This window comes from Halanaerobium sp. DL-01 (genome assembly GCF_003338615.1).
In the GTDB taxonomy this organism is placed as follows: domain Bacteria; phylum Bacillota; class Halanaerobiia; order Halanaerobiales; family Halanaerobiaceae; genus QPJE01.
Genome location: NZ_QPJN01000007.1, coordinates 22,222 through 45,744, shown reverse-complemented (window position 1 = coordinate 45,744; position 23,523 = coordinate 22,222). Strand labels below are relative to the sequence as shown.

Genomic DNA, 23,523 nt, shown 5'->3' with positions numbered 1-23,523 from the left:
TACTAAATCGAAATAGATATCCAGTTGTTGACTAAAAATATACAAAATAAAAATTTTAAGGAGAGGGGGGAATTTTTTGCATAAGCGTGAATTATTAAAACAGGCTAGAGGAGACATCAGGGCAGAAGTTGTTTTAAAGAACGGCCTGATACTGGATGTTTTTAATGAAAGATTAATTAGAAGTGATCTGGCAATTTCCTCTGGTATAATTATAGGTACAGGTGAATATGAAGGGGTTAAAGAGATAGATCTCGGAGGAAAGATAGTAACACCTGGTTTTATTGATGCCCACCTTCATCTTGAAAGTGCTATGACAGATGTAGGAGAATTTGCCCGTGTAGTCATACCTAGAGGGACAACCACAGTTGTTGCAGATCCACATGAAATTGCCAATGTAGCTGGAGTTCCAGGTATTAAATATATGTTAAAACAGGGATTAAAACAGCCATGGAACTTTAATTTGATGTTACCCTCATGTGTACCGGCAAGTAAGTTCGAAAATTCTGGTGCAGAATTATCTGCTGAAGATTTATCTCCTCTTTATAAAGAAAAAGGAATTTTTGGTCTGGGAGAAGTAATGGATTATCCTTCAGTAATTAATGGAGATAAAAAAATATGGGAAAAGATAAAAATATCGGAAGACCGCTTTATCGATGGACATGCTCCTGGTTTACTGGGGAAAGATCTAAATGCTTATTTGCTGGCTGGTATAAAAGCAGATCATGAAGCAACTACTGCTGAAGAAGCTTTAGAGAAAGTTTCTAAAGGTATGTACATTATGATTCGGGAAGGTTCTGTAACTAGAGATTTAGTTAACTTACTTCCTGCAGTAAATGACAGCAACTGCAGCCGCTTCTTTTTTGCTACAGATGACCGTCACCCAGGTGATTTAATAGAAGAGGGACATATAAATTTCGCCGTAAAAAAAGCAGTTCAGTATGGATTGTCTCCACTGCGTTCTATAAGGATGGCTACAATTAATGCTGCTCAGGCTCTGGGTTTTAAAGATCTTGGTGCAATTGCTCCAGGTTATAAGGCTGATTTACTGCTAATAGATAATTTAATTGATTTTAATATAAAAGCTGTTTACAAAGACGGGTGTTTAATTGCTGAAAATGGTACATTAATAAAAAACAAAGAAGAAAATCATGATAAAAATTTAGATTACAAAAAAGATATTAATCCAGAAATTGAAGATAAAATTTTTAATTCTATCAAGATAGCTGATTTAAAAGAAGAAGATTTTGCGCTTCCTGCAGGTAAAATTTACCGGGTTATAGAATTATTAAAAGATAAGATCGTAACTCGTGAAGGTGAATATATAACTGAAGCAGACTATAATGGAGAACCTCCAATAACAGAATTGATTGGTCATAATCTTGTTAAGTTAGCTGTAGTAGAAAGACATCATAAAAGTGGTAATGTTGGAATAGGGCTTTTAAGAGGTTTTGGACTCAGAGAAGGAGCTGTTGCAACTTCTATTGGTCATGATGCCCATAATATTATTGTGGCTGGTCTTAAAAAAAATGACATGTATACTGCTGTTAAAGAACTGCAAAAAATAAAGGGAGGAATAGTTATTGTAGCTAATGGGAAATTGGTTGATAGTCTTCCTCTGCCTGTTGCAGGTTTAATGGCTGTCCGATCTCTAAAAGATGTTGCGGAAAAGCTGACAAAACTGCGCAAATTGGCATCTTCTTTAGGTATTACAAGAGATGGGCCATTTATGACTTTATCTTTTATGGCACTTTCAGTAATACCAGAACTTAAATTAACAGATCAGGGACTTTTTTCAGTTTCTAAATTTGAAAATGTCCCTCTGGTTAAAAATATTTAAAAATAGGAGGTGGGGATAAGAGATAAGTTGTGCTGTTGTTAAGCGTTTAATACAAAAGGAGGTAAAATTATAATGGAAGAACAGGGATTTCTGGATAATGTATTTAAATTAAAGCAGAATAATACTAATGTGAAGACAGAAACAATTGCAGGGATAACAACATTTATGACTATGGCATATATTATTTTTGTTAATCCATCAATACTGGAAGCAGCCGGGATGCCATTTGATGGAGTATTTATTGCTACTATTGCTGGTGCAATTTTAGGTACACTTACGATGGCGTTACTTTCCAATTACCCATTTGCACTTGCATCTGGAATGGGTCTTAATGCATTTTTTGCCTATTCTGTTGTTATTGGAATGGGGGTTCCCTGGCAGACAGCATTAGGGATAGTTTTTATTGAAGGTATATTATTTATTATTTTAAGTGTAACACCTGTTAGAGAAATGATAGTTAATAGTATTCCAATGGCATTAAAAACTGGTATCAGTACTGGTATTGGTTTATTTATTGCTTTTATTGGACTGCAGAATGCCGGTATAGTTGTAGCTGATCAGGCTACTCTGGTTGCCATGGGTTCTGTGTTCAAAGGAACAGGACTTGTTGCGATATTTGGATTAGTTGTTACAGGTATTTTACATGCTAAGAATATAAAAGGTTCCCTCCTGTGGGGGATTTTAGCTTCGACAGCATTTGGCTGGATTAATGGGGTTACTCCCAAACTTGAAGGAGTAATTGCAGTACCACATATGTCTGACTGGTCAGAAGTATTACTACAGCTTGATATTGGTTCTGCCTTAAGTTTTGGTATGGTTGGAGTACTGCTTTCATTCCTATTTGTAGATATGTTTGATACAGCAGGCACTTTAGTAGGAGTTAGCCAGCAGGCCGGATATTTAGATGAAAATGGAGATCTGCCCAAAGCCAGCAGGGCACTTTTAGCAGATGCCATTGGTACAACAGGAGGAGCACTGTTTGGTACTACCACTGTTACAACATATGTAGAGTCTGCTTCTGGTGTTGCTGAAGGTGGACGTACAGGATTAACAGGTGTAGTTGTTTCAATACTGTTTTTCTTATCGTTATTTTTTAAGCCACTAATTGGTATAGTGCCGGCAGCTGCAACTGCACCTGCACTTATTATAGTAGGTACGATGATGATGACAAATATTACAAATCTGAATTGGGATGATTTTACAGAGATACTGCCTGCCTTTGTAACAATGATCACCATGCCGCTTACCTATTCAATATCAAATGGTATTGCACTGGGTTTTATAGTATATCCACTGGTTAAACTATTTACCGGAAAAGGTAAAGATGTACACTGGCTGGTATATGTTCTCGGTATTGTGTTTGTTTTATACTTTTTCTTAAATTAAAAAACAATAGGGAGTTTCCCGTAAATTTTTCGCTGCAGTATAATTAAAAAATGGGGAAACTCCTAAAACAAATCTAATACGTTCAAAGTAGGTAGTTTATTCAGCTAAAATGTCTGTCTATTTGTGTCGATTTGGGAATTTTTTTAAATTATTGTCTCTGCTCTTTGAAACAGACAGAAGTTTTAAAAGCTGCTGTGTTGAGAGAATGGTTCATATTGTTTAATAGTTTTGCACAACAGGCTAAAAATAATGAAATAGAAAAGTTGAGGGATCAGTATGGAAAATCCAATAATAATGCAGGCATTTTACTGGGAAATGAATACAGGCAGATATGCAGATGAATTTCCCGAAGAATCAGGGCTGTGGAATCTGCTTGCAGACCGAGCAGCAGAATTTAAAGAAACGGGTTTTGATTTTTTATGGTTTCCACCTGCTAACAAAGGAGCTGCCGGAGCACTGGATGTAGGTTATGGAACATATGACCTCTGGGATTTAGGAGAATTTGAACAAAAAGGTAATATCAGAACAAAATATGGGAAAAAGGAAGAACTGGAAAATGCCTTAAAAAAATTGCATGATAATGGTATTAGAACTCTTTATGATGCAGTATTAAATCACCGTATGGGTGCTGACGAAAAAGAAAGTGTTATTTTAAAAGATGGAAAAAAAGCAGAGGTCTGGACAAAGTTTAATTTTCCCGGCAGAAAGGGTAAATACAGCAGTCTGCGCCTTGACTGGACCAATTTTGATGGTGTGGATTGGAATGAAAGAAGTGATGAAGAAGGAGAATTTCTTTTTAAACATAAAAACTGGGACAATTCTTTTGAAGATGATTACCTTATGGGTGCAGACCTGGATTATGAAAACCAGGCTGTAAGAGAAGACATAATCAACTGGGGAATCTGGATTATTAATGAAATTGGATTTGATGGTTTTAGATTTGATGCAAGCAAACATGTTGATGATAAATTTTTAGCGAACTTTATAAATGAAACTGATGAAGCTTCTAATAAAGAACTTTTTTTTATTGGGGAGTCATGGGTAAATGATACTGAATCTTTAAAAAATTATATAACTAAAATTGACAATAAAAAGCTTCATGTTTTTGATTTTCCATTAAGGCAGGCTTTTGTGGAAATGATGCATGGAAATTTAGATATGCGCTGGTTTGGTGACAGAGGTCTTGTCAATACAGATGATTATAGTTCTTATGCAGTTACCTTTGTGGACAATCATGATACAGATAGAGATGCTGATAATGAATATGGAACAAGCTCAATTAGCAGCAGGAAATATCAGGCATATACATATATTTTAATGCGCAGAGAGGGTATTCCAGTTATTTTCTGGAAAGATTATTATAACAGAGGAATGAAAGATAAGCTGGACAAGATAATTGAAGCCCGAAAGAAATTTGCCTATGGAGATGGATTAGAAAGTGATTCAAATGATGAAAACACCTATTCTTATATAAGGACAGGTGATAAAGAACATCCCGGAAGTGGTCTTATTATGATGATAACTCAACATGATAGTGGAGAAATAATAAGGAAAATAATTAATTCTGCTAAAGCCAGTACAGAATATTATGATTTTAGTGGAAATATTAAAGATACAGTTAAAACTGATGAAAATGGCAGTGGAGAATTTATGGTTAAAGGGAGTGCAGGAGAAGGTTATTCCATCTGGGTTCCAAAGGGGTAAAATAATGTTTAGCGCTTTTTTTTATCAAAATTTTCCAATATATTATTTTCTAATATAATATCAGGGTTATATGAGGTTACACATAACGCTAATTTATAAAATTTGACGCAACTACAACTATATATATGGGGAGAGTGATAAGGTTGAAAAACTTTTTTAGAAAAATTTCTGAGCAGTTTAATAGTTCTAATAAAGTAATAACTGCGGTATTAACTGATCTTGAATCCAGCGAAATAGATGAAAATTTAATTGGTGAGATGATGATGGTTGATGAAGATGGTGGAATTGAATATTCATCTGAGAAAATGGAAAAAGAGATTAGAAAATATATTTTGGAAGAAGAGATGAAAAGGGAGATTTTGAATTTAACTAACACAAAAGAAGCTGAATTAAAAAGCATTGAGCTTAATAAAGATAATAAGATAGAACTATTTATAGAACCTGTGTTAGACAATCCGAGGCTTTTGGTTTTTGGTGCTGGTCATATCGCATCACCACTTGTAAAAATATCAAGTTTGATGGATTTTGAGATTACTGTAATTGATGACCGGGAGGAGTTTTTAAATTATGATAATTTTCCCAGTGCTGATAGTTTAATCTGTCTGCCTTATAAAGATTACTTCGAAAACTTTAAGGCCAGACAAAATGATTATATAGTAATAGTAACAAGGGGTCATCAGTTTGATTATGAAGTTTTAAAAGAATTAATCAGAGAAGATGTAAAATACATTGGTATGATAGGAAGTTCCAAAAAAATAAATGAAGTTTACACAAAATTGAGAGAAAAGGATAAGGTTTCTGATAAGGAGTTGTCCAGAGTACATTCTCCTATTGGCTTAAAAATTAATAGTGAAACACCGGAGGAAATAGCTGTAGCAATTGCTGCTGAACTAATTTCTGTCAGGAGGGATAAGAGTGCGTAAATCAATTGTAGAAAAGATATTAGAAGTAAAAGATGATAAAAATAAAATAGCCAGAGCTTTTGTAATAGATTCCAAAAGCTCTTCACCAAGAAATGTAGGTAATGAAATGCTGATTTTTTCTGATGGAAAAACATTTTCAACAATAGGTGGAGGGAAAGACGAAAAAATTATTATAGATAAAGCACTTCAGCTTTTTTCGGAAGACTGCAGAAAATCCAGCAAGGTAGAGATTTCTTTAACAAGAAAAGAAGCCGCAGAAATAGGCTGGGTCTGTGGGGGTAATGTTGAAATTTTTATTCAATTAATTTAACGTTTTAGACTATCTGGCAGTGATGTCAGATATATGTTAGTTTTGACTTTAAACAAATTTTCTGATATAATTAACAAAATTTTAGAACAGTTGGAGGGTGAAAATGGGACCTAAAATTCTGATTGCATCATTTAAGATGCCGACAGAAAAGATGAGTGAACAGTACAGATTAGGTGGAGTAGACTTTAGTCTTTTAACTCAGGATTATTCTGATTCTGTAACTGCAGCAGGTGGTTATCCTTTTATTCTTCCCTATATTGCAGCAAAAGAGAGTGATGAAGAATATATTGAGGAACTTATCAGTGGATTTGATGGAATAATTCTTCCTGGTGGGAGTGATATTGATCCGGCTTTATACAATTCTTATCCGCAAAAAAATCTGGGCCAGATTTACCCAGAAAGAGATAGATGGGAACTTAAAATTTTAGAAATAGCAAAAAAATTGAAAAAACCTATTTTGGGAATCTGTCGCGGATTTCAATTAATAAATATATATTATGGTGGAAGACTTAAAGTTGATGTATGTGGAAATAATGTTGATAGTGAGATACCACATATGGCCTTGATGGTTCCCAAATATTATAAGACACATTCTATTGAAATCAGGAAAAACACAAGATTGGCAAAAATAATAGAAAAAGAGGAAAAAATTGCTGTTAATAGTTATCATCACCAGGCAATAGAAAAAGTAGGAAAAGGTCTTACTGTTAATGCAGTTGCTCCTGATGGTATTGTGGAAGCTGTGGAAGATCAAAACTATCCTTACCTTTTTGGTGTACAGTGGCATCCTGAGATGATGTCTGCTCGTGATTCGCTGCAGCTCAGAATATTTGAAGATTTTATTAACTTTGCTGATAGTAATAAAAATAAGAAATAAAGAGGAGGAAAAATTATGAAGAGAACACTATTTATTTTGATTTTAACTTCAATTTTGACTATTTCTCTGTTGGGTTCTGTACAGGCCCAGGATAAAGAAACTTTTGTTATGGGAATTGAAGATGAAGTAAGCAATCTTGATCCCGGGTTTACTACAATATCTGTTAATGAGAGAGTTGCCTCACTTATTTTTGATGGACTTGTGGAATATGGAGAAAAAAATAAAATAGTTCCTGGTATAGCAAAAGAATGGACTATTAGCGAAGATGGAACAGAATACACATTTACAATCAGTAAAGGTGTAAAATTTCATGATGGAAGTGAATTAACAGCAGATGACGTTAAATTCACATATGAAAGGATTCTTGATCCTGAAGCAGGTTCTGGTTTAAGAGCCAAGATAGAAAGTATAGAAAGCATAGAAGTTTTAAATGATTATAAGATTAAATTTAAGTTAAAAAAACCATATTCTCCTTTTATACTGGCAATGACATTTGGCATTGTTCCAGAAGATTATGTAAAAGAAAATGGAGAAGATGTTCTTTCGAGAAATCCGATCGGAGCTGGCCCTTTTAAACTGGAAAACTGGGAAGTTGGAAATGAAATAGAGTTATCAGCTTTTGAAGATCACTGGAATAAGGTTCCTAAATTAAAGACTGTTATTATCAGGCCTATAGCAGAATCTTCCACTCAAGCTATGGAACTCCGCAGTGGAGGAATAGACTTTGCTGTTAACCTTGATGTTGGACAACTGCAGTCCTTTGCTGATAATGAGAACTTTAAAGTTAAGTCAGCACCAGGTGCCGGAATAAACTTTATGGGTTTTAACTTTGATATAGCTCCATATAATAATCTGGAATTTAGAAAGGCTGTTATACAGGCAGTACCATTTAAAGAAATGGTTCCACAAATATTTGGAATGTTGGGTCAAAATGCTTATTCTATGCTGCCACCAACTTTATGGCCAGATGATAGAGAATACTTAAAAGAAAATACAGTTAAATTTAATCCCGCAGCAGCCAGAAAGAAATTTGCTGAACTAAAAGAAAATGGAGTTATCCCTAAAGATTTTACTGCCGAAATATATGTTTCCAATAGCCGGCCTTCTCAGGTTAAGACAGCAGAAGCAATGGTAACTGCATTAAACCAGGCGGGTTTAACTGCAGAAGTTAATGCTATGGAATTTGGCACAATGTGGGATATGCTGGGCCGGGGTGAAATCGGAATGTTCTTCTTGAGATTTGTTTCTGATCCCGATCCTGATTACTGGTTATATAGATTCTTTAAATCTGATGGTTCTCTAAACAGAGCTTTTTATGAAGATGAAGAGGTAGATCAGTGGCTGGAAGAGGCAAGAGTTGTTTCTGATCAGGAAAAAAGAGCAGAACTTTATGTAAATGTACTGAGAAAGGTTTTAACTAAAGATATTGTATTTTATCCATTTGCACATTCTAATCAGATTTATGTAATGAAGGATAATGTTATGGAACTGGAGCCAGGAAACTCTCTATTAATTCCTCTTGTTACTCCAACTGCAAATGTTTATAAAAAATAAAATGATCATATTTTGAAGATTAAAATATGGTCTTCTAAAATAAAGATGAATTCTAAATAACTTTAGTTATTACTAAAAATTTAGATTATGGTATGCAAGCAGAAAAGTCTGCTTGCATACTCTTTTTAGAAAGAGGTGAATTTATTGTTTGCATATATTATTAAAAGATTACTCTGGATAATTCCAGTTTTGATTGGAGTTTCTTTAATTTTATTTGGAATTATGCAGCTTGTTCCGGGTGATCCAGCGTCTATAATGCTGGGAACAAATATTACACCTGAAGCGGTTAAAGCATTAAATGCGAAATTTGGTTTTAATGAACCATTTCATATAAGGTATTTTTTAATGCTCAAGAATTTTTTGAATGGTGAATTAGAATCGATTTATTATAAAGATCAGGTGATTAATATTATAGGTAATAGACTTTATGCAACAATTGAGCTGGGCACACTTTCACTTATAATTGCTGTAATTATTGCAATCCCGACAGGAGTTATTGCCGCAGTAAAGAAAAATTCTGTGTTTGACTTAATAAGTATGTTTATTGCAACAATAGGAATTTCTGTGCCTGCCTTTTTTACTGGTATTATATTCATTTATTTATTTTCTGTATATTTTAAAATTTTTCCATCCTCAGGTTATGGAGGTCCATTCTGGACAGCAGAGGGTATATCGCATCTTATACTGCCGGCTTTTGCCTTAAGTACTGTTATGATAGCCAGCACCAGCCGCTTAACTCGTTCAGCGATGCTTGATATAATGAAAGAAGACTATCTGGTCACAGCTCGATCTAAAGGGGTAAAAGAGAAAACAGTAATTTTAAAACATGCTTTTAGAAATGCTCTGATTCCAATTATAACAAATATAGGGAACCAGCTTGCCATGATGTTTGGAGGAGCTATTTTGATCGAATCTGTTTTTGCATGGCCTGGAGTGGGAAGACTAGCAGTAAAAGCAGTCGAATTTAGAGATCAGCCGCTTGTATTTGGTTCGATTTTAATACTATCTTTTATATATGTTTTAGTAAATTTACTGGTTGATCTTCTTTATGGATTTATAAATCCCAAAATAACATATAATTAGACAGGTAGATTAAGGAATTGAGGTGTGAGAATGAAAAAGAAAGTTATATCTTCTATTTTTTTAATTATACAGCTGTATATAAACTATCAGAACTGGATAGTCAAAAATAAGATTTGGAACAGTCTTGAGCTAAAAGCAGCTACTTTATTTTCAGTATTTGTTATATTACTGCTGATGTTAATAATATTTAAATCAGACCTATTCTCCTCAGTAAAAGAGAATGATCTTTTTCAAAAAACCTGGAAGGAATTTAATAAAAATCTGGGTGGAAAGATTGCTGCAGTGATGCTGTTATGTATTTTTTATGCAGCATTTATGGCTCCATTTATTGCACCATATTCTCCTCTTGAGATTGATTACAGCAATATGAACTATTCTCCACCATCTGCTGCCCACTGGTTTGGCACTGATGATTTTGGTAGAGATATATTTTCGCGGGTGCTTTATGGAACCAGAATAGCTTTAGGAATAGGTTTTTCAGCAGTTTTTTTAAATGCGCTACTTGGTATTACACTTGGACTTCTAGCAGGTTATTATGGTGGGAAAACAGATATGATAATTATGAGATTAGTAGAAATATGGAATTCTATTCCCTTTATTTTGCTGGCTCTGGCTATTATTGCGGCACTTGGCAAAGGGATGTTAAACTTAATTATAGCAGTTGGTGTAACCGGTCTGATTAATTTTTCTCGACTGACCAGGTCGATTGTTCTTCAGATAAAAGAAAAAGAATATATTGCTGCTGCTAAAGCACTTGGGAGTTCTGATATAAGAATTCTATATAAACATATTCTTCCCAATTCAATTTCTTCACTAATTGTACTGGGAACTCTCAGGATAGGTATCTCTATATTAGTTGTGGCAGGTTTGAGTTTTCTTGGGCTTGGGATACAGCCGCCTACTCCAAGCTGGGGAACAATGTTAAATCGGGGACAGGAATTTTTAACTTCAGCACCCTGGATGTCTATTTTTCCAGGTCTGGCAATTATTATTACAGTGTTAAGTTTTAACCTGCTGGGGGATGCTCTGAGAGATGCGCTTGATCCCAGACAGCTTGATTAAAAAAGAAAAGGATGATAATTTGATGTTTGAAAGCAGCCGAGAAAGTAGAATTAAAGACTTCAAATTTGGTATAAAAAGTGCTCTTCCGATAATACTGGGATATTTGCCGATTGGTACTGCATATGGAATACTTGCAGTAAACAAGGGAATTAAGCCTGTATATGCTGTATTTATGTCGGTTTTTGTATTTGCTGGCTCATCTCAGCTTGTTGCTCTCGAAATGATTGCATCAAATGCAGCAATTCTGGCAATAGTTGCAATGACTTTTCTGGTCAATTTGCGCCATGTTCTGCTATCAGCTTCTTTGAGTCTTCATCTGAAAAATTTACCTTCTTTTTGGTATCCGATACTTGGCTTTTTTATAACGGATGAAGCATTTGCTGTTGCCATGGCAGAATTTGATAATGTTGACCACAAAAAGGAATATTATCTGGCTCTGGGAATATTTTCTTACCTGGGCTGGGTATTTAGTTCAGCATTTGGTGCTTTTTTAAGTGAATTTATAAATTTTAAATCTGGAGGAGCACTAGATTTTGTTTTGCCGGCAATGTTTATAGTACTGCTTTTAATTCAGATATCGGGCAGAAAAGATCTTTTTGTAGCATTTACCGCAGCAGTACTTTCACTATTTTTTGCTGTTGGTATTGGTGGAAGCTGGAATATAATCCTGGCAGCTGGATTAGCTGCTCTGCTGGGGGTGTATATGGATGGAGGAGAATAATTACTTTATATTAATAGCTGGGATGGTTTTTGTTACATATTTGCCGCGTTTTTTGCCTCTTATTCTTCTCAGCCGTAGGGACCTTTCTTCAGGAATTGTGCGCTGGCTAAGCTATATACCTGTAGCTGTACTTTCAGCACTGCTGGCTCCAGGTATTTTACTTAAGGATGGAGAATTATTTTTATCTGTTAAAAATATTTCTCTGCTGGCCTTTTTTCCGACAATTTTTATTGCCGTAAAAACGAAAAATATTTTTTTAACAGTTATAGGTGGATTTTTTTCTTATTTATTTTTTCAAAGTTTAATATAATCTGCTGTCTATTAACTCTATAATTATATAAAAAAGTATATTAAAAAATTTCTTTAATTTATCTAAAACAGCCAAGGAAACTCCATCTAAATCTTATTTTTGCTTCAGGTGGAGAGGTTCACATTTAAGGGGAAAATTAATTTTAATCAATTTTAAATTATAAAATAACACAATACAAGGAGTGAGAGAAAATGGAATTGAAAGTTGATCTTTTTAGTGATACAGGTACAAGACCTTCAAGAGAAATGCGTAAATTTATGGCTGAAGCAGAAGTAGGAGATGAGCAGTTAGGAGAAGATCCAAGTGTAAATAGACTCTGCAGAATGGTTGCAGAAATACTGGATAAAGATGATGCAGTTTATCTGCCTTCTGGTTTGATGGCAAATCAGATTTCTTATGCAGTACACTGTCAGAAAGGTGACGAGATTGTGATGCACAAAACTGCACATCCTATTCATTTTGAAAGTGGTGCTGCGGCAGTTATTGCCGGAGCATCTATAAAAATGCTGGACGGAGAAGGTGGAATATTTACTGCAGAAGATTTTGAAGGTGCCATTAGAGATAACGATTATCACAGCCCTCAGACTAGTGTTGTTTCTATTGAGCAGACAACTAATCTTGGTGGAGGCAGAATCTGGCCTTTAGAGAGAATTAAAGAGATTGCTGAAGTGGCAGCACAACACGGTATAAAAATGCATATGGATGGAGCCCGGATGCTTAATGCTGCAGTAGCTGCAGGAGTTGATCCGGCTGATTATGGACAGTATTTTGATTCAATATGGATTGATCTGAGTAAAGGCCTTGGAGCCCCGGTTGGCTCTGTTCTGGCAGGTTCAGCAGAATTTATTGAAAAAGCAAGATTCTGGAAACAGCGCCTGGGTGGAGCAATGAGGCAGGCAGGAATTATAGCTGCAGGTGGAATTTATGCTCTCGAAAATAATATAGAAAGACTTGCAGAAGATCATGAACATGCCAGAATGCTTGCAGAAACCATTAAGGAACAACCCGGTCTTGATATTGATCTGGAAGGTGTAGATACAAATATTGTATTATTTTCTGTGGCAGATGGTAGAGCAGATGAGTTTGCAGATCGACTTTTAGAAGAAGGTGTCAGGGTGAGCAGGATGGAGGGACTGCTGAGGGCAGTAACACATCTTGATGTTGATAGGGATCAGATCAGATATGCAGTTAAAACTATAGAAAAAACTGCTTCACAAATGTTTGCTTAATATTCAAACAATAATATTGTGCAGGCAGGATTTAAGTCTTTTATAAAGAATATAATATAATATAGCTCCCTAATTATGTATATTATTAGGTTATGTATATTATTAGGATTTTTTAAGAAGAGTGTACTTAATAGTAGGTATATTTGATACAAAATAAGAGGAGGGATAATTTTGAGAAGATTTTTAACAGTTTTATTGGTTGTGACATTGGTTTTAGGAACTGCAGGTTTAGTACTGGCTCAAGACGGGGATCCTGAATATGGAGGTACTCTTATATATGCACAGGGAGCAGATGCCGATGCACTGGATCCACATATGACAACTTTAGGTAACTCTGCAGATGTAATAGTCAATGTTTTTGATGGCCTGGTCCGCTTTAAGCCCGGCACTACAGAAATCGAACCTGCCCTGGCTACTGACTGGGAAGTATCTGATGATGGTTTAGAGTATGTTTTCCATTTACGCAAAGGGGTAAAATTTCATGATGGAACTCCGTTTAATGCAGAGGCTGTAGTATTTGATATTGAAAGACAGCTTAATTCAGACCATCCATATTATCTGGAAGGTGCTTATCCATATGCTGGATTTTCACTTGGAATGATTGAGAAAGTGGAAGCAGTGGACGAATATACTGTTAAATTCACTCTGGAAAATCCATATGCGCCATTTCTAAAAAATCTGGCCATGTTTGCTACTATGATAGCCAGTCCAGAAGCAGTAAAAAAATACGGTGAGGATATCTTTAAGCACCCTGTAGGAACCGGACCATTTAAGTTTGTGGAATGGGTAAGAGATGACCATATTACTCTGGAAGCAAATGAAGATTACTGGGATGGACGTCCTTATCTGGATGAACTGATCTTTACGGTAATTCCAAATAACCAGACACGTTTACTTGAACTTGAAGAGGGTAATATTCATGTTATGGAAGGTTTAAATCCTACCGATGTTGAGAGGGTAATAGAAAATGACAATCTGGATCTGCTGGAAGCCCCAGGCCTTAATATTGGTTATATAGCTCTTCATAATGAAAAAAAACCATTTGATAATAAAATGGTCAGAAAAGCTATGAACTATGCAATAAACAAAGAGGAAATATGTAAGTATCTGATGGGTGGTCAGGCTACACCTGCAAAAGGACCTCTACCGCCAACAATCTGGGCCTATGATGACAGCCTTGAAGGTTATCCATATAATCCAGAAAAAGCAAAGACTCTGCTGAAAGGAGCAGGATATGGTGATGGTTTTGAATTTACTCTCCGCACCTATTCGGCACCAAGAGCCTATAATCCAGTTGGATCAAGACTTGCTACAGCTGTACAGCAGTATCTAAGTGAAGTAGGAATTAAGGCAAATATAGAACAGCTGGAATGGGGTACCTATATAGAAGAAGGTAAAGCAGGTAAACATACAGCTGCATTTTTTGGCTGGATTGCTGACAATGGTGACCCGGATAACTTCTTAAATGTATTTTTTAACTCTGCCAATCAGGGTTCAACAAACCGGGCTTTTTATAGCAATCCAAAAGTAGATAAATTATTAAAACAGGCACAGCAGATTACTGATGAAGATAAGAGAGAAAGAATATATAAAGAGGTACAGGGTATTATTGTTGATGATGCCCCATTTGTATTCTTAAATCATATGAAAATGCAGATTCCGATAAGAAGTAATGTAAAAAATTATGTTTTATATCCAACTAACAACAAATATTTCCATAAAGTATGGCTGGATCAATAATACAAACAGTAATCAGGGGTGGTATTTCACCGCCCCTTTAAAATGCTTTGAGGTGAATAAATATGCTAAATTATATTCTTAGAAGACTACTATTTTTAATTCCATTATTACTGGCAATTTCAATTGTAGTTTTTTTTATGATTCATTTAATACCAGGTGACCCTGTGCAGATTATGCTTGGAGATAAAGGAACAGCAGAAGATGCTGCCAGATTGAGAACAGAACTGGGACTTGACAAACCTCTACATGTACAGTATTTTAAGTTTTTATCTAATCTGCTAAAAGGAGATTTAGGAAGATCTATTAGAAATAGAAATCCGGTTATTAATGAAATCGGGACTTCTTTTCCAGCAACAATTGAATTAACAATACTGAGTATGATTGTTGCCAGCGTTATTGGTGTTATAGCCGGAATAATATCTGCCATAAAACAGTACTCCTTAATAGATAATGTCACTATGGTTGCAGCTCTGCTGGGTATTTCTATGCCAGTTTTCTGGGTTGGGATGATGCTGATGCTGATTTTTGCTTCGAGGCTGGGCTGGCTGCCTATTTCAGGACGAATATCCAGAATGGCAGATCTTAATGTAATAACTAATTTTTATATTATAGATAGTATAATTACAAGTAATTGGGCAGCTTTTAAAAGCACTATATCACATCTTATTCTGCCGGCACTTACACTTGCAACAATACCGGTGGCTATGATTGCAAGAATGACAAGATCTACCACATTAGAGGTTTTGAATCAGGATTATATACGAACTGCTCGTGCAAAAGGTTTACCAGAAAAAATTGTAATTACAAAACATGTTCTGAAAAATTCACTTATTCCTGTGGTGACAATTATCGGCCTTCAGTTTGGAAGTTTTCTTGGTGGTGCAGTTTTAACAGAAACTGTTTTTGCCAGAGCCGGTGTTGGCCGGCTGCTGATTAATGGTATTTTAGGGCGAGATTTTCCGGTAATACAGGGAGCAGTGCTCTTTATTGCAACATTTTTTGTATTTATTAATTTAATAGTGGATTTATTATATTCCTATCTGGATCCACGCATACATTATTCTTAAAATGGAGGTGTGAAATTTGAATAATTTGGAAAAAAATCCAGAAGAAAATGAAGTAAAAAGTGAAAGTTTATGGAGTATTTCTTTTAAAAGACTCCGTAAAAATAAAACTGCAATTGCAGGAATAATAATAATTATAGTTTTTACTTTAATTGCTGTACTGGCTCCCTATATTGCACCATATGATCCATTTAATCAGAATTTTATCAAATCATTTCGCGCACCTTCATCTGAGCACTTTTTAGGAACTGATGAATTTGGAAGAGATATTTTCAGCCGCATTATTTATGGGGCCAGGATATCACTTCAGATTGGATTTATTGCTGTGTTTATAGCTTTAATTGTTGGTGTTGCTTTGGGACTTATTGCCGGTTATTATGGCGGCTGGATAGATATGGGGATTATGCGGATTATGGATTTGATGCTTTCTTTTCCGTACATACTGCTGGCCCTGGTAATAATGTCTATTTTGGGGCCGGGTATATATAATGCTATGATTGCTATTGGGATTGTATATGTACCTCAATATGCTCGCATAGTTCGCAGTTCTGTTCTTTCTATTAAAAAGAAAGAATATGTAATTGCAGCAAGAGCGTTAGGTGCAAATGACAGCCGAATTATCTTAAAACATGTACTTTTAAATTCAATGGCTCCTATTATTATTCAGACTACACTAAGTATAGGTCGTGCAATAATTAATGCAGCAGGATTAAGTTTCCTCGGTCTGGGTGCCCAGCCTCCAACACCAGAATGGGGTGCAATGCTGAGTAATGGGCAGGATTTTCTGCGTAATGCACCCTGGATTGCAACTTTTCCGGGGGTAGCAATTGCACTGCTGGTACTTGGATTTAATTTAGTTGGTGATGGATTAAGAGATGCACTGGATCCTCGACTGCATAAATAGATTTAAGATGATGCAGATATTGCAATTGAAGATTGTAAGTCAGAAAAGTTTAGGATTATGAAAATAAAAAAGGAGGGGTTAGGTTCATGAAAAAGGGATTCATTTTATTTTTAACTGTTGGTTTGATATTTTTGCTGGCGTTTTCTGCAGGAGCAGTTACTCCACAGAGAGTAGCTTATATTATCAACGGTGGACTTGGTGATCAGTCTTTTTATGATTCTGGGCAGAGAGGTATTGACAGAATTGAAGAAGAGTATGGGATCAAGACCACTACAATTGAATGTAATTTTGACACAGCAAAATATCAGCAGTCACTTCAGTCAGCAGTACAGTGGAATGCAGATGTAATTTTTATCATTTCTTATGGATTTGAAGATCTATTGAAACAGTATGCAGATAGATATCCGAATAAAATTTTTGTTAATATTGATACAGTTGTTCAAAATGATAAAAATACAATTACCAGTATTGATTTTATTGAAGAAGAAGGTGCATTTATGGCAGGAGTTACTGCTGGAATTGTAACAAAAGATACTTCATTAGAAGGAGTAAATGAAGAAAAAATAATTGGCGCTGTTGGTGGTGATGAAGATCCGGTTGTAAATTCATTTATTTTTGGATATGAGCAGGGAGCTCACTATATTGATGAGGAAATAGAGGTTAAAACGGTGTATGCAGGCACATGGACAGATCCTGTTAAAGGTAAACAGGCTGCTAATCAGCTGTATTCTCAAGGAGCAGATATTGTGTTCCAGATTGCTTCTTTAACTGGAAGTGGAGTACTGGAAGCGGCAGCTGAAAATGGAAAATATGCAATAGGTGTTGACTCAAATCAAAATGGAATTCAGCCAGGCCATGTGGTTACATCTGATTTAAAAAATGTTGGAGATGCTATTTACTCTGTTTTCGAAACTATTGTTAATGATGAGTTTGAACAGGGTGAAGTTCTGGAATATGGATTAAAAGAAGGTGGAGTTGGACTGGCAATAGACAAATATACTGAGGATATTCTATCTGCAGAACAGATTGAGAGGATAAAGTCTATTAATGAAAAAGTATCTGCAGGAGAAATTGTTATTGAGAGATATCAGTAAATATATAATTTAGCTTAACTGCTGAAATTTATTTAAACAGAGAAAAGGTTAAGGAGAGGGATAAACCCTCTCTTCTTTTATAAATTTAACGAAAAGAGGTGTAACTGTTGGCAGATCCAATTATTTCTATAAAATCTCTTTTGAAAATATATCCACCATCAACAGTAGCTGTTGATGGGGTTGATTTAGTTATTAATTCCGGTCAAATTCATGCAGTTATTGGAGAAAATGGAGCCGGCAAATCAACTTTAATGAAAGTAATATATGGACTTACTGCCAAAACTGATGGAGAGATTTATATAAATAACAAAAAAACTCATTTCAGTAACCCTCAGGAAGCTGTAAATGCAGGTATAGGAATGGTTCATCAGGAGTTTATGTTGATACCGAACTACACTGTATATGAAAATGTAATACTTGGCACTGAACCAGTAGGCAGATTTAATATACTGAAAAAAGAACAGTCAAGAAAAAAGGTCAGACAGCTTATTGAGGAGTATAATTTAAATTTACAGCTTGATTCAATTATAAATAATATATCTGTTGCAGCTCAGCAGAAAGTAGAGATACTGAAACTCCTGTATAGAGATGTTAATGTATTAATTTTAGATGAACCAACAGCTGTATTAACTCCTCAGGAAATAGAGGACCTATTTATGCGTCTAAAGAAATTGAGAGATGAAGGTAGAACTATTATTTTTATCAGCCATAAGCTTGATGAAGTTCTGGATTTATCTGATATTATAACGGTTATGAGAAAGGGTAAAAAAATTACAACTTTAGAAAACAAAAATTTGTCAAAGGCAGATCTGGCACGTGCCATGATAGGACGCGATGTTGTGTTTACTGTTAAAAAAGATAAAGCTTCACCAAAAGATGTGGTTTTTTCTGTTTCAAATTTAAAATATAAAAATGAGCAGGGTATAAAATTACTGGATAATATCAGTCTGGAAGTCAGAGCAGGTGAAATAGTGGGAGTTGCTGGTATAGAAGGTAATGGTCAATATGAATTAGTAAGATCGATCATCGGTCTTTTAACTCCAGACAGTGGGGAAATTAAAATTAATGATAAGCGAATAGATAAATTGAATATTCTAGACAGAAGAAAAGAAATGGCTTATGTACCACAGGATAGAAAAAATACAGGGAGTGCACAGGAACTCAGTCTGGTAGACAATAGTATCATGACACACCACAGAATAAATAAGAATCTGAGTGGTGCAAGAGATTATATTTTGTCCCGCAGAGGTGCCAGAGATTTAACAGATAAACTGATAAATAAATTTGAAGTAATATCAGAAAGTAAAAGTCAGCCTATAAAATCACTATCAGGTGGTAATCAGCAGCGCCTTATTGTAGGAAGGGAATTTATGCTGTCAGATAATTTTATTTTGCTGGATAATCCAACAAGAGGTCTGGATGTTGGTTCTATAGAATTTATCCAGCTGGAGATCATAAAAAAACGTGATCAGGGTGCAGCAGTTTTGCTGATTTCAGCTGATTTAGATGAGCTGTTTGGACTTTCTGACCGTCTGCTGGTAATACATGAAGGTAAAATTATAGCTGATAAAGATCCCACAAAAACAAACAAAGAAGAAATAGGGGCATATATGCTCGGAGCAGAGGCAGGTGATTACAGATGAAAAGGCAAATTTTAACATCCGCAGTTGGTATCATAACTGCTCTGCTGGTTGGATTAATAATTATGGCTGTTCAGGGATATCCTGCTTTTGATAGCTATTATCAGCTTTTTAATTACAGCCTTTTTTCAAAGTTTTCTTTTTTCAGCACACTTGCCAAAACAGCTCCTTTAATTCTAACAGGATTATCAGCAGCAGTAGCTTTTGGCAGTAATGCTGTTAATTTAGGTCAGGTTGGTCAATTTTTAATTGGTGGTATTAGTGTTACTGCAGCAGGATTATATATAGATCTTCCACCTGTAGTTATGATTCCACTGCTTATATTTATTGCTTTATTATCAGGGGCATTATATTCTGGAATTGCTGCCTGGTTAAGACTTAAATTTAATATGGATGAATTTATCACTACTTTAATGCTTAATTTTGTAGCCCAGTATTTTACAATGTATCTTATTAGTGGTCCACTGCTTGATAAAGAATTGTTTTCACCGATGACCAGACCTATAAATAAAAGTGGGTGGCTACCTGATCTCGGCGGTCTTGATAGTACAATTATTATAAGCATCATACTGTTAATAATAATTTATTTTATCTGGCATCATACCAAAGCTGGTTATGAGTGGAAGGTTATGGGAAGTAATGAGATGTTTGCAAAAGCTGGTGGAGCAAATATAGACAAGAATTATCTTAAAATTATGCTAATAAGTGGTGCACTGGCAGGCATGGCAGGTGCTATGCTTGTTATGGGTGGAGTACAGCACCGTTTTCTTAAAGGTATTGGTGCAAATTATGGCTGGGATGGGGTAATGATAGCAGTAGTTGCAGACAGCAGTATTATTGGGACTGCTTTTTACAGCTTCTTTTTTGCTATGATTCAAACTGGAGCCATGGGGATGGAACTTGAAACTTCTGTTCCATCAGAATTTGTTTTAATTTTACAGTCAATAACAGTTTTATTTGTGGTTGCCAGCAGGAAATCTGCACATCTGCTGTTAAATAGAATTAATATTTTATTAAGGATGAAGAATATTAAATCAGGGGGTGGAATAAAAGAAGATGAATTTATTGATTGAACTAATTCGTTCAACTTTTCTGGCCGCTGTTCCAATATTACTTGCCAGTCTGGGTGGAACCTATACTTATTATGCTGATATTTTTAATATAGCTATGGAGGGTATGATGCTTATTGGTGCATTTACTGCTGTGCTGGGAAGTTTTTTCAGCGGTTCCTGGGTGATTGGTATTTTAAGTGGTATTGCAGGTGGTTTGTTTACTGCTTTAATTTTTACAGTATTTGCTGTTTATCTCAAAACAGATGAATTTGTAACCGGAATTGCACTCAATTTATTTGCTCTGGGAGGAACCACATATTTTTTAAGGCAGATATTTTCTGTCAAAGGAGCTTTTACTTCTTCCAAAATAATTCCACTACCTGACTGGAATATACCTATTATAGAAAACATACCTGTACTGGGTGAACTATTAAGTGGTTATCCTTTCTTAGTTTATATAACATTTCTAATCGCTGTTCTGGTTGAAATACATATTTTTAAAACAAAGTTTGGACTCAGGCTTCGGGCTACAGGGGAAGATGATGCAGCAGTAGATTCTGTTGGTATCAAATCGGATATAATAAAAAGCAAAGCTATTTTGCTTTCCGGATTTTACTGTGGTCTGGCCGGTGTGTTTTTATCTTTAGGTTATGTTAATTTATTTGCAGAAAACATGTCAAATGGTAGAGGATGGATTTCACTTGCAGTTATTATTTTGACAAGAGGTAGACCTCTGGGACTGCTTTTTATGGCGCTTTTATTCGGCTTTTTTGATGGATTAGGTCTAGCACTTCAAAATACTTTTATTCCTTCACAGTTTACTCAGATGGTTCCATATCTGGCCACACTGGCTGCACTGTTTTTTTACTCACGAGAAAAAAAGAAGTCTAAGGGGGAAAGTAAAAATGAAAGCATGGCAGTATGAGTTTGAAAAAAGAAAAGAAGCTGAGCCTGTGCCATTAACTGATGCTGAAGAAAGCTGGTTTGGATTTGCAGAAATGATGGAGCAGAGGGAAAATTTGCTGGCAATGTTCTGGCAGAGTCAGGTTCCTGGGTCGAAGGCTCCAGAAGCGCTTTTTATAGAAATGATACAGGCGTGGTCCAATAGAGGTTATGACGTATCAGAAGCTGAAAAATATATTGAAGATGGTCTTAATGCACTTGCTGAAGGCAGAATGAGGGAACTGGAAATTATTTCTGCCAGAATTATGAAAGAACTGTGTGAAGCTCCAGTTGATGATGATCATTCTTACTGGCGTTATGAAAATCCTACCAGCTGGGCTGGAATCAGAGAAGCTATGAAGGCTGAAGGTGATCCGGAAAAAATTGAAATTGCAGGAGAAAAGCTGGAGGAAAAAATACTTGCCGGCTGGCAGGGCCAGATTGCCGGAGGTGCATATGGAACTGCTCTGGAAGGATATACAGGGGAAACTCTGGAAAAACATTATGGAGATAAGCTCAACTATTATGTAAGTGAACCTGATACTTATAATGATGATATTACATTTCAAATTGCTTTTTTAAAAGCACTTTCAGAAAATGGTTCAAAACTGGAATCAGATCATATAGCAGATAAATGGTTGGAATTAATTCCTTTTGGCTGGTCTGCCGAATATTTTGCCCTTGAAAATTTAAAAAGAGGTTTATATCCTCCGTTATCAGGCAGCTTTAATAATTTTTTCTCTGAATGGATAGGTGCTCAAATGAGGACAATGATTTGTGGTTTTACTGCTCCTGCTGATCCATTAAAGGCAGCTTATTATGCATATTTGGACAGCAGTGTTTCTCATGAGAAAAATGGAATTTATGGGGGTATACACAGTGCTGTAATGACATCACTTGCCTTCAATTATAATAATACCAGAGAAATAATTTACAGGTCCAAAGATTATATTCCTGTAGGAAGTGAGTTTTACCACTATTTTAAACTAGTTTTAAAAGCCTGTGAAAATAATAATAGTGCAAAAGAAAGCTGGAACAAAATCAAGCATGAGTTTAAAAAGTATAACTGGATTCATACATATCCAAATATGGCAGCAGTGGTGACAGCCCTGTATTATTGTGATAATAGCTTTGATAGGGCTGTGCGAATACTGGCAGGCTGTGGTCTGGATGTGGACTGCAATGCCGGTGAGGTTGGATCTATAATTGCTGTTATGGATCCAAAAACAATAACAAAAAAATGGATAGATCCATTTTCAGGAAAACTAAAAACATATCTGCCGGGTTATGAAGAATTATCAATAACAGGACTAGCCAACTGGACTGTAGAATCACAAATATTTTAAATTAAGGCAGGATTTTGGAGGTATGTCAAGAATATTTATTATAACTTTATGTGAGTTTAAAATCAAAAAGGGAGAGTGAAATTCCAAATGGAACAAGTGTATGTGGAAAAACGTGAACAGCTGCTGAATGATCTCAGTGATATGAGTGAAGTTGCAGAAGATATGCTGCAAAAAATTATTAAAGCCCTGGATAAAATGGATGTAGATACAGCCAGAGATATTATTAACAGAGATGATGTACTTGATAATTATAAGATAACAATAGAAGAAGAAGTTTCACGTTTACTTACCATGGAACAGCCGTTAACAAGTGATACATGGTTTGCCATTGCAATGGTAAAGATAGCTTCCGATTTAGAAAGAATAGGAGACCATGCAACTAATATTGCGGAGATTTTGCTTGAATTAAAAAATGAAAAAAGACTTACTCCTATCGTGATGATACCGGAACTTGCAGATATTGTTACCGACATGCTGGATGTTGTACTGGAATCTTTTGCAACAAAAAATGCAGACCTTGCTGAGGCAGCCTGTAGAATGGACGAAAAAGCGGACAACATGTATGATCAGGTTTATGATAAAGGTATAAAACTTTTGAGTAAGAATGAAAAACAGCTAAATATTCAGCAGGTTGTTAAATATTTAAATCTTGCCAAATCCCTGGAAAGAGTAGGAGATCACGCCACAAATATTGGTGAAGAAACTATTTTTTTAATCACTGGTAAAAGAGTTAAATATTAAAAAT

The 23,523-nt window shown here is 35.4% G+C and carries 21 protein-coding genes; all 21 read left to right on the top strand.

The features are described 5' to 3' along the window. The first annotated feature begins 76 nt into the window (after positions 1-76). Complete coding sequence (gene ade, locus DER71_RS03970) at positions 77-1,837, top strand: adenine deaminase (protein WP_114457068.1); 1,761 nt, start codon at positions 77-79, stop codon at positions 1,835-1,837. A 72-nt stretch (positions 1,838-1,909) separates the two neighbouring features. Continuing rightward, complete coding sequence (locus DER71_RS03965; protein WP_114474334.1) at positions 1,910-3,223, top strand: NCS2 family permease; 1,314 nt, start codon at positions 1,910-1,912, stop codon at positions 3,221-3,223. Positions 3,224-3,499: 276 nt separating this feature from the next. After that, a complete protein-coding gene (locus DER71_RS03960; RefSeq protein ID WP_114474333.1) occupies positions 3,500-4,927 on the top strand; it encodes an alpha-amylase in 1,428 nt (475 codons plus the stop codon). Between the two features lie 143 nt (positions 4,928-5,070). Continuing rightward, positions 5,071-5,850 (top strand): XdhC family protein, encoded by a 780-nt coding sequence (locus DER71_RS03955; RefSeq protein WP_158531789.1) that lies wholly within the window; start codon positions 5,071-5,073, stop codon positions 5,848-5,850. Next, positions 5,843-6,160 carry an XdhC family protein gene (locus DER71_RS03950; RefSeq protein ID WP_158531685.1) on the top strand — a complete coding sequence of 106 codons (318 nt, stop codon included), beginning with the start codon at positions 5,843-5,845 and terminating at the stop codon, positions 6,158-6,160. The genes DER71_RS03955 and DER71_RS03950 overlap by 8 nt, the downstream gene beginning before the upstream one ends. A 103-nt stretch (positions 6,161-6,263) precedes the next feature. After that, positions 6,264-7,037, top strand: a complete 774-nt coding sequence (locus tag DER71_RS03945) for a gamma-glutamyl-gamma-aminobutyrate hydrolase family protein (RefSeq protein ID WP_114457063.1) — start codon at positions 6,264-6,266, stop codon at positions 7,035-7,037. 15 nt (positions 7,038-7,052) lie between these two features. Next, positions 7,053-8,591 carry an ABC transporter substrate-binding protein gene (locus DER71_RS03940; protein WP_114457062.1) on the top strand — a complete coding sequence of 513 codons (1,539 nt, stop codon included), beginning with the start codon at positions 7,053-7,055 and terminating at the stop codon, positions 8,589-8,591. A gap of 144 nt (positions 8,592-8,735) precedes the next feature. Beyond that, positions 8,736-9,674 carry an ABC transporter permease gene (locus DER71_RS03935; protein WP_114457061.1) on the top strand — a complete coding sequence of 313 codons (939 nt, stop codon included), beginning with the start codon at positions 8,736-8,738 and terminating at the stop codon, positions 9,672-9,674. Between the two features lie 30 nt (positions 9,675-9,704). After that, positions 9,705-10,736, top strand: a complete 1,032-nt coding sequence (locus tag DER71_RS03930; RefSeq protein ID WP_114457060.1) for an ABC transporter permease — start codon at positions 9,705-9,707, stop codon at positions 10,734-10,736. Continuing rightward, positions 10,708-11,457, top strand: a complete 750-nt coding sequence (locus tag DER71_RS03925) for an AzlC family ABC transporter permease (RefSeq protein WP_233487369.1) — start codon at positions 10,708-10,710, stop codon at positions 11,455-11,457. The genes DER71_RS03930 and DER71_RS03925 overlap by 29 nt, the downstream gene beginning before the upstream one ends. Further along, the gene (locus DER71_RS03920) at positions 11,444-11,767 is read left to right on the top strand and encodes an AzlD domain-containing protein (RefSeq protein WP_114457059.1); all 324 of its coding nucleotides are present in this window, start codon (positions 11,444-11,446) and stop codon (positions 11,765-11,767) included. The genes DER71_RS03925 and DER71_RS03920 overlap by 14 nt, the downstream gene beginning before the upstream one ends. Before the next feature lie 191 nt (positions 11,768-11,958). Beyond that, entirely contained in the window at positions 11,959-12,996 is a 1,038-nt protein-coding gene (locus DER71_RS03915; RefSeq protein WP_114457058.1) for a low specificity L-threonine aldolase, read from the top strand. A gap of 171 nt (positions 12,997-13,167) precedes the next feature. Next, entirely contained in the window at positions 13,168-14,736 is a 1,569-nt protein-coding gene (locus tag DER71_RS03910) for an ABC transporter substrate-binding protein (protein ID WP_114457057.1), read from the top strand. 62 nt (positions 14,737-14,798) lie between these two features. Continuing rightward, positions 14,799-15,803 (top strand): ABC transporter permease, encoded by a 1,005-nt coding sequence (locus DER71_RS03905; RefSeq protein ID WP_114457056.1) that lies wholly within the window; start codon positions 14,799-14,801, stop codon positions 15,801-15,803. A 16-nt stretch (positions 15,804-15,819) separates the two neighbouring features. Next, a complete protein-coding gene (gene nikC / locus DER71_RS03900) occupies positions 15,820-16,704 on the top strand; it encodes a nickel transporter permease (protein ID WP_114457055.1) in 885 nt (294 codons plus the stop codon). Positions 16,705-16,790: 86 nt separating this feature from the next. Continuing rightward, positions 16,791-17,798, top strand: a complete 1,008-nt coding sequence (locus DER71_RS03895) for a BMP family ABC transporter substrate-binding protein (protein WP_114457054.1) — start codon at positions 16,791-16,793, stop codon at positions 17,796-17,798. 107 nt (positions 17,799-17,905) lie between these two features. After that, a complete protein-coding gene (locus DER71_RS03890; protein ID WP_199505523.1) occupies positions 17,906-19,441 on the top strand; it encodes an ABC transporter ATP-binding protein in 1,536 nt (511 codons plus the stop codon). Continuing rightward, on the top strand, positions 19,438-20,511 hold the full coding sequence (locus DER71_RS03885; protein ID WP_114457053.1) for an ABC transporter permease: 1,074 nt from the start codon (positions 19,438-19,440) through the stop codon (positions 20,509-20,511). Before DER71_RS03890 ends, DER71_RS03885 begins: the two co-directional genes overlap by 4 nt. Further along, positions 20,495-21,415 carry an ABC transporter permease gene (locus DER71_RS03880; protein ID WP_114457052.1) on the top strand — a complete coding sequence of 307 codons (921 nt, stop codon included), beginning with the start codon at positions 20,495-20,497 and terminating at the stop codon, positions 21,413-21,415. Before DER71_RS03885 ends, DER71_RS03880 begins: the two co-directional genes overlap by 17 nt. Further along, positions 21,396-22,778 (top strand): ADP-ribosylglycohydrolase family protein, encoded by a 1,383-nt coding sequence (locus DER71_RS03875; protein ID WP_114457051.1) that lies wholly within the window; start codon positions 21,396-21,398, stop codon positions 22,776-22,778. Before DER71_RS03880 ends, DER71_RS03875 begins: the two co-directional genes overlap by 20 nt. A gap of 87 nt (positions 22,779-22,865) precedes the next feature. Continuing rightward, a complete protein-coding gene (gene phoU, locus DER71_RS03870; RefSeq protein WP_114457050.1) occupies positions 22,866-23,519 on the top strand; it encodes a phosphate signaling complex protein PhoU in 654 nt (217 codons plus the stop codon). Positions 23,520-23,523: the final 4 nt, after the last annotated feature.

Bases quoted from the DNA above. Each gene is read 5' to 3' on its own strand.
- DER71_RS03965 (WP_114474334.1), top strand. From the start codon at position 1,910: ATGGAAGAACAGGGATTTCTGGATAATGTATTTAAATTAAAGCAGAAT.
- DER71_RS03960 (WP_114474333.1), top strand. From the start codon at position 3,500: ATGGAAAATCCAATAATAATGCAGGCATTTTACTGGGAAATGAATACA.
- DER71_RS03945 (WP_114457063.1), top strand. From the start codon at position 6,264: ATGGGACCTAAAATTCTGATTGCATCATTTAAGATGCCGACAGAAAAG.
- DER71_RS03940 (WP_114457062.1), top strand. From the start codon at position 7,053: ATGAAGAGAACACTATTTATTTTGATTTTAACTTCAATTTTGACTATT.
- DER71_RS03930 (WP_114457060.1), top strand. From the start codon at position 9,705: ATGAAAAAGAAAGTTATATCTTCTATTTTTTTAATTATACAGCTGTAT.
- DER71_RS03925 (WP_233487369.1), top strand. From the start codon at position 10,708: ATGCGCTTGATCCCAGACAGCTTGATTAAAAAAGAAAAGGATGATAAT.
- DER71_RS03920 (WP_114457059.1), top strand. From the start codon at position 11,444: ATGGAGGAGAATAATTACTTTATATTAATAGCTGGGATGGTTTTTGTT.
- DER71_RS03915 (WP_114457058.1), top strand. From the start codon at position 11,959: ATGGAATTGAAAGTTGATCTTTTTAGTGATACAGGTACAAGACCTTCA.
- DER71_RS03905 (WP_114457056.1), top strand. From the start codon at position 14,799: ATGCTAAATTATATTCTTAGAAGACTACTATTTTTAATTCCATTATTA.
- DER71_RS03895 (WP_114457054.1), top strand. From the start codon at position 16,791: ATGAAAAAGGGATTCATTTTATTTTTAACTGTTGGTTTGATATTTTTG.
- DER71_RS03885 (WP_114457053.1), top strand. From the start codon at position 19,438: ATGAAAAGGCAAATTTTAACATCCGCAGTTGGTATCATAACTGCTCTG.
- DER71_RS03880 (WP_114457052.1), top strand. From the start codon at position 20,495: ATGAATTTATTGATTGAACTAATTCGTTCAACTTTTCTGGCCGCTGTT.
- DER71_RS03875 (WP_114457051.1), top strand. From the start codon at position 21,396: ATGAAAGCATGGCAGTATGAGTTTGAAAAAAGAAAAGAAGCTGAGCCT.
- phoU (WP_114457050.1), top strand. From the start codon at position 22,866: ATGGAACAAGTGTATGTGGAAAAACGTGAACAGCTGCTGAATGATCTC.